A 7,538-nucleotide genomic window follows, 5' to 3' on the forward strand; every position below is an offset into this window, starting at 1 on the left:
ATAGGAACGGTTTGGGGCGTGGGTGATGGCGCCACGACATTTAATGTTCCCGATTTTCGAGGAATGTTTTTACGGGGGCTTGATGGAGGGCGCAATATTGATGAGGGGCGTTCTTTTGCAAGTGTGCAAACAGATTTAATCGAGTCGCATCAACATCAAGGACAGAGCCTTTCGATGTCTCATTTTACCAGCAACGAAAACTTTTGGGATGGGAATACGACGGATGTGTTGGGCTATCGTCTAGGCTTGTTTGGGGGGAGCTCTCTAGCGAATTTTATGGGCATAGAGCGTGAGAATTTAGGGGGCTACATTGTAAGTTCTCATACTCTTGATGAGAACCAAGAGGTTGTTTTGGAGAGCACTGGTGAAGGCGAGACGCGTCCAGTAAATGTGAGTGTTCTGTTTGCGATTAAGACATGAGGTGTAAGATGTCGACGATCTATGATTGGTCTTTAAATGCCTCCTTGAATGCCTATTGTGATGATTTGATTGATTGGTCAAAAGGACAACGTCCTAGTAGTCTGAATAATAGTGCTCGTGTGATGATGCAGCGTGTGCGTGAATATTTATCGGATACGAGTGGTGTGATTGAAAGCACTTTTACGGTTGATACTGAACACCAGACGACGTTGATAAGACTTCAAAGCCAATCGCAATTTTTAGAGTATAAGAATGGGATATCAATTTGTTTTAAAGCGAAGAGCAAGAATGTTGGGGAAACCGCAATTGCCTTGAATGATTTGGCGGCTAAACCTGTTTACAAGGCGACGGAATTAGGCATTCGTGTTTTATCTGGGGGCGAGCTTCAAAGGGGATGCATTTATAGCTTGGTTTATAGGGATCATGCTTGGCAAGTTTTAAATCCTACGCCTCTCTCTTTATCACAAGAGCCGGTTATTCCCGTTTATCCACCAGGGACGATAGGGATTTTTGGGATGCAAGTTTTGCCAGATGGCTGGTTGCCTTGTGATGGGAAGGCTTATTTGCGTAGTGATTATCCTGCTCTTTATGAAGCGATAGGGATCAGGTGGGGAGGCGCTGATAGTTGGACGAAGTTTAATGTTCCCGATTTGCGTGGTGTTTTTTTACGAGGTGTTGATGATGACCGCGAGATAGACCGCTTTCGTTATCTTGGCACTTTACAAAATGACGCAATGAGAAAGCATGACCATGGGGGTCAATCCTTTACGATTTTGAATGATGAAAATCAGGAAGAGAGTTGGCATGGTGATATGACGATCATCTGGGGATATGTGTTGAATGACCAGCAAAGGTTGAAGCTTGCTGAACGTTTGGGCGTGAGGGCAGAGGATATACGCGTGCACCATAAGCTCGCCTTTCCCCATTCCCACCTTCATATGCGCGATGTTGCATTGGCAAGTTCAGGTGTAAGTGAGACGCGCCCGATTAATATGAGTGTTGTGTTTGGAATCAAGATGTGAGGTTTAGATGTCCACAATTTATGATTGGTCTTTAACGGCATCTGAGAATGGTGGTGCTGATGCTTTAATTAATTGGTCAGAGGGACAGCACCCTAACACGGTTAATAATAGCGCTCGTTTTATGATGCAACGGGTAAGTGAGTATTTATCGGATACGGGGGGTGTGCTTGAAGGGATTGTGACGGTTGATAATAACCAAAAGACGAGCGTGATAAGGCTTCTAAGCCAATCGGCATTTTTAGAGTATAAGAATGGCATATCGGTTTGTTTTAAAGCGAAGGGCAAGAATGTTGGGGCGACAACAATTGCTTTAAATAATTTAGCTGGTAAGCCCGTTTATAAGGCGACAGAAACCGGTTTATTAGCCTTATCGGGAGGAGAGATACAAGATGGCTGTCTTTATACCGTTATTTACGATGAAGATATAACTGGTTGGCAAATTCTCAATCCGACAAGGGGCAAAGTTTCTTCCTTAAAACGTTTACCTTCCGGTCTGATAGGACCGTTTGCAATGGAGCGCTTGCCAGATGGTTGGTTGCCATGTGATGGGAAGGCTTATTCGCGAAGAACGTATAGAGCCTTGTTTGAAGTAATAGGGACGACGTGGGGAGAAGGGGATGGCGCCACGACGTTTAATGTTCCCGATTTTCGAGGAATGTTTTTACGGGGACTTGATAATGAACGCAATTTAGACCCTTGGCGTTCTTTTGCAAGTATACAACCCTGTTCTTTAAAAGCGCATGAACATTTTATAGGTCCCGCGTCATCAGAAGGTCTTTCTTCTCGAAAGAAACGGGATATTTCTTCTACTGAAGCGGGCGTGACAAGGCGCAAGAGAGCTATAGACGAAGAGTGTGTAGGTTTGAGTGGGGATGCTTTGGACAAGTGTAATCAAGAATTTGACCAAATAGCAGGAAGTCCACAGGTAGAGACTCCCTTTTGGTTTACAGAAAAAGACAAGCCGCCGCGTTTACCTTGGTTTATCAGGAGTCCCTTTGCTAATTTTTTATATTATTCAACGCCTATAACAGACGGTCTGAATGACAGAGAGCATCATGAACATCATCTCATGGCAGAGAGGGTTGGTGGTGTTGAAACGCGCCCCGTTAATGTGAGTGTAATTTATGGGATCAAGACATGAGGAGTTGAAATGTCATTAAAACCGTTTGCAATATCAGAGCTTAGCGACCCGTCTCAAGTACGGGTTGTTTTGTATTCGGGGGGAGGTTTTGTGCATGCGCCGCTTACTGGGGTTTTTGATTTACTGAAAGCCGCTTTGAAAACAGAGCTTGATGGTTCACTGAAAGATTTAGAGAAGCGCTTAGAGGCGTTAAGCGAAGAGCTTGAAGATTTGAAAGAGTGTTCATTGGATGAAGCCCTCTGAATGAAGGAATAAAACAGATGAAGATACCCGATCATGAACATGAATATTTGATACCTGTTGCAACGAAAGAGGAAATCAGAGAAGGGACTTCGCAAGACAGCGTTGTTGTTCCGAAGCTTTTAGGGACGGCCTCTTTGTATTCGTATGAAACCTTTGCGCCGTTAGAGCAGGTTGTTAATGCACGTCAAGAAGCAGAAAAAGCCATGTCGCGTGCGAATGGTGCGCAACAGGTTGCAGAAGAATCGAAGAGGGTTTCGGAACAAGCGCTTAGCGAAGTGACGAAAACAGTTCAAACAGCGACAACAGCGCTTACGACGTCTCATGAAGCGAAGGAAGAAGCTAAAGCAGCGACGACAACGGCTAGCCTTGCGAAAGAGACAGCGGATACAGCCAATGGCTTAGCAGAAGAAGCCAAGAATACTTCTGATGCAGCGAAGCGCATGGCAGAAGAGACAAAAGCAGCAGTCGATAGAGCCTCAGGGGAAATCAATAGTACGAAAGGTTCATTGGCTACGGCATTACAACGTTTTGAAGAGGTCAAACAGAGCAGTGAGAATGCTGTTAATTTATCGACCGAAGCCAAGAGGTTAGCCGATGAATCGAAGACCATTGCAACGCGTGCAGAACAAACAGCAAGAGAAGCTTCACAAACAGCAACAGAGACGACGCAAGTAGCAGCGACGGCGGTAGCAACGTGTCATGAAGTTAAGACTGTAGCCATGCAAGCAAGTCTAAAGGCAGATGGAGCCAAACAGGCAGCCGATGATGCCAAGGATATTGCAGAACAAGCAAAAGAGTTATCAGAAGGTGCGACATCTTCTGTTACAGAACTCACAAAAACAGCCTCACAAGTACAAGCGGGAGTAGAGACAGCATTAACAGCTTCAAGAGAAGCCAAATCACAATCAGAGGCAGCTGTAAGCACGTCAGAAGAGGCGAAAGGTTTAGCGGAAAAAGCGAATACGGCATCTACAGAGGCGCAAAAGGCATCAGAACAGGCATTAAGAGAAGCGACTTCTGCGAAAACAACAGCGGGCGGGGCATCTAGTATAGCCAATGATGCGAAAGGGAGTGCTGAGGCAGCTAAAACATTATCAGAAGAAGCAAAACGGTTGGCAGCAGCATCACAGGAGACAGCAGAAACAGCAAAGGCTAAAGCCGAAAGTGTAGAGGCAGTTGCGAATGAAGCAAAATCTACAGCGACTACAGCATTAACAGAAGCAAGAGAAGCTAAGAGTACGGCATCTGAGGCGAAGGGTTTGGCGGAGGAAGCGAAAAGCGCCGTTGATAAGGCGACAGCGAAAGTAGAGCAAGCTGTAAAAGAGGCTAGCGATGCGAAATCTAAAGCAGAAAATTTAGAGACTGTTGCGACTGAAGCGAAATCCACGAGTGAACAAGCAAGTCAAACCGCCTCTAGTGCAAAAAGCTTATCAGAAGAAGCAAAAGAAGAAGCAAGGAGCGCCAAAGCGACAGCTTTAGAAGCCAAAAGTGCGTTGGATAGTGCACAGACGAAAGCCGATCAAGCGCAACAGAGTGCAACAGAAGCAACACGAATAGCCAACGAAGCGAAGGTAGCAGCAGAAGCATCGGTGCGTTCAGGAGAAACGGCAGGTGAAGCGAGTGTGGAGGCGTTGAAGGGTATAGCTACAGCAGCAAAGAGTAAAGCGGAAGCAGCAGAGAAGGTAGCAGAAGAAACGAAAGGTGCTTTGGATGGTCTAAAACAAGTAGCAGGTAGTGCGAAGTCTATAGCCGAAGAGGCAAAGAAGGTAGCTGATGGAGCACAAAAGAAGGCATCACAGGTAGAGACAGTAGCGGGTGAAGCTGAAAAGATAGCAAAAGAAGCCAAACAGACAGCAGGTTATGCCAAACATGATGCGGAGCAAGCGCGTAGTGAGGTAGAAAAGGCAAAAAGTACAGCTCATGAAGGATGGAGTAATGCCAATAAAGCGCAGGAAGTAGCAGGTGACGCTAAGACTATAGCAAGTTTAGCGCGGATGTATTCAGACGAAGCCAAGAAAAAAGCCGAAGCAGCAGACAACAAAGCTCATGAAGCGTGGAGTAATTCCCACAGCGCGAATGAAACAGCGAAGGACGCCAAGGTTATAGCAAGATTAGCGGAAACAGCAGGTGAAGAAGCCAAGAAAATAGCGGAGAAAGCCAATAACTACGCGTATGAAGCTAAGGGTGAAGTAGAGAAAGCCAAGGAAATAGCTAATAGTGCAAAATATACAGCAGAACAAGCACAGAAAGCGGCAGAAACAGCGGGTAAAAAAGCCGCGTCTTTAGAAGCAGCCGCAGAAGAAGCACAAAAAATAGCAAAAGAAGCCAAACAGACAGCAGGTTATGCTAACCATGATGCGGAGCAAGCGCGTAGTGAGGTGGAAAAAGTAAAAAGCACAGCGAATGAAGCGTGGAGTAAAGCTTACGACGCGAATGAAGCAGCCAATAACGCTAAGACTATAGCCAGATTAGCAGAAATGGCAGGTGAAGAAGCCAAGAAAATAGCAGAGAAAGCCGATGACCGAGCGTATGAAGCCAAGAATGAAGTAGAAAAAGCCAAGGAAATAGCGAGTAATGCAAAATATATAGCAGGAGAGGCGCAGAGGGCAGCCGAAACAGCGGGTAAGAAAGCCGCGTCTTTAGAAGAAGAAGCGGAAGAGGCACAAAAAATAGCCAAGGAAGCCAAGGAGTCTGCTGGTTATGCAAGACATGATGCGACGCAAGCGCGTAGTGAGGTGGAAAATGCAAAAAGCACAGCGAATGCAGCGTGGAATAAAGCCCACAAAGCGAATGAAACAGCAGATAGTGCTAAGCTTACAGCAAGTTTAGCAGAAACGGCAGGCGAAGAAGCCAAGAAAAAAGCCGCGTCGGCAGATTCACAAGCCTATCAAGCCAAGAGCGAAGCCGAAAAAGCCAAAGAAGTAGCCGATAGAGCGAAAAGGACAGCAGAAGAAGCCAAAAAAACAGCCGATACGACGAAACAAGAGCTTGGAGGTATCAAGAATTCCCTAGCAACGGCAACAACAGCCCATACAGTAGCTTCACAGGCAAAAGCGCTAGCGGAAGAGGTAAACAATTTACTGAAACAGTCCAATTTAACGGTTTTTTCAATTTCCACCCCTTTTCTTGTTGCGACAGGGAAAAAACAACTCACATTGAAGAAAGGAACGCGTATAACCTTGGCATTAGGCAATGATACTTTGGTTGCAAGTTATACGGCAGATACAATAATAAACGTTTCTTCTATTTCGGCGGGGAAGGATTATTATGTTTATTTGGTTTCTGATGGAGGACAGTCTCATAAATTTGTTTTATCAGAAAACTCTACGTATCCAAGGAATTACACAGTGAGTAATTCGCGAAAGATAGGAGGGTTCCATACGCTCTGTGCGGATGTTGGTACGATTTCCGGTCATTCATTGTCTGGTTATAGAGCAGGGGATATTTTACCCAATTCAGTTTGGTGTCTCAATCACCGTCCGCATAGTTCACCAGAAGGTATGGTTTATGATCCTTTGCAAGATCTTTGGGTTGATATTTATCTTCAATCAGGGACGGGTGAAAATACGAAATCAATGTATCGTACCAATATAACAACAAACCGTAATTATACCGAACATGTAACAGATATGGCGCGTGTTAAAAAATCTTTACTGAGTGATGAAGCGTTTGCTTCTGCTATGTATGGAAGCAATGAAAAGACACATATTGTTGGCAAGAAAGAACCAACCTCTAAGGTTTCAGGTGGATATAAGGATACGGCGAATCGTCGAATGATCTCGCATATCGGTTGTGAGGATGGTTGCGGTTATGTTTGGCAATTTTTATCGGGCACGTTTCCTATACCCATAAGCCGTACGCAAAATACGTTTGAAATGAGAGCATTGTTAGGGGGTGGTAGCTGGAGTAATACAACGGATAATGGGCGTTTTACTCGAGCCGCCATGATCGTCAATGGTGGAAATGAACAAGTTGCGGCGCGTGGATGTAGCCATACGCGTCATTTTGTTTAGGAGGGAGAGATGATAGAATATCCAGAACATTTAAATAGCAAAGAAGATTATCTGAACATGCTTTCTTTTGACAAAGTTGAAACAGTAAGAAGGCTAGAGATGCTTTTGACAACGCGTTTTTATTGGTTTTTTGTCAAAGAACTCAGTGAAGGGGAAGAGGGGGTAGAAGATGATACGCATAAGGTTTGTCGAACAACAGAAATACCGTTTGATTCAAATGGTGATTTTGTAGAAAAGCGTTGTCAGTATGAATTACAGGAAAGTGAATATGCGCCGCTCTTTCAACTTGGCTTTCGTGTTGAAGAAGTCGAGCAGCTGATCAAAGAGCATAGTCAATAGAGATCATAAGAAAACATTTTTATCCGGCTCCACTTTTGTGGGGCTTTTTTTATGGAGCGTCAGATGAGAAAGATATCGCAAGAAGGATTAGAGCTTATCAAACAATGGGAAGGTTTGCGTTTAGAGGCATATAGAGACACGGCATGTATCTGGACGATTGGTTATGGTCACACCAGCAATGCGGGTCACCCCCTTGTCAAAAAAGGCATGCGTATTACGCAAAAGCAAGCAGAAGAAATCCTTTGTGAAGACTTAAAGCAATTTGAGCAGACGGTAGAGGAATCGGTGACGGTTTCGTTAACGGATTGCCAATTCGCGGCATTGGTCTCATTTTGCTATAATGTAGGAACAGCTGCTTTT

At 44.9% G+C, this 7,538-nt stretch carries 7 protein-coding genes; all 7 read left to right on the top strand.

The window, feature by feature from the left end:
- Positions 1–420: phage tail protein (locus tag ACFINA_RS09115; RefSeq protein ID WP_375615466.1), on the top strand; the 420-nt coding region annotated here is incomplete at its 5' end.
- An 8-nt stretch (positions 421–428) separates the two neighbouring features.
- The gene (locus tag ACFINA_RS09120) at positions 429–1,442 is read left to right on the top strand and encodes a phage tail protein (RefSeq protein ID WP_375607492.1); all 1,014 of its coding nucleotides are present in this window, start codon (positions 429–431) and stop codon (positions 1,440–1,442) included.
- 7 nt (positions 1,443–1,449) lie between these two features.
- On the top strand, positions 1,450–2,583 hold the full coding sequence (locus ACFINA_RS09125; protein WP_375615467.1) for a phage tail protein: 1,134 nt from the start codon (positions 1,450–1,452) through the stop codon (positions 2,581–2,583).
- Positions 2,584–2,592: 9 nt separating this feature from the next.
- On the top strand, positions 2,593–2,826 hold the full coding sequence (locus ACFINA_RS09130) for a hypothetical protein (RefSeq protein WP_375615468.1): 234 nt from the start codon (positions 2,593–2,595) through the stop codon (positions 2,824–2,826).
- A 17-nt stretch (positions 2,827–2,843) separates the two neighbouring features.
- Positions 2,844–6,839: a hypothetical protein gene (locus ACFINA_RS09135; protein ID WP_375615469.1), complete on the top strand. Its 3,996-nt coding sequence runs from the start codon at positions 2,844–2,846 to the stop codon at positions 6,837–6,839.
- Between the two features lie 9 nt (positions 6,840–6,848).
- The gene (locus tag ACFINA_RS09140; protein ID WP_375615470.1) at positions 6,849–7,178 is read left to right on the top strand and encodes a hypothetical protein; all 330 of its coding nucleotides are present in this window, start codon (positions 6,849–6,851) and stop codon (positions 7,176–7,178) included.
- A gap of 63 nt (positions 7,179–7,241) precedes the next feature.
- Positions 7,242–7,538, top strand: a 297-nt coding sequence (locus ACFINA_RS09145; protein ID WP_375615471.1) for a lysozyme, incomplete at its 3' end; no start/stop codon positions are given.

The sequence above is a fragment of the Bartonella sp. AC10YNML genome (assembly GCF_042196825.1).
Classification (GTDB): Bacteria; Pseudomonadota; Alphaproteobacteria; order Rhizobiales; family Rhizobiaceae; genus Bartonella.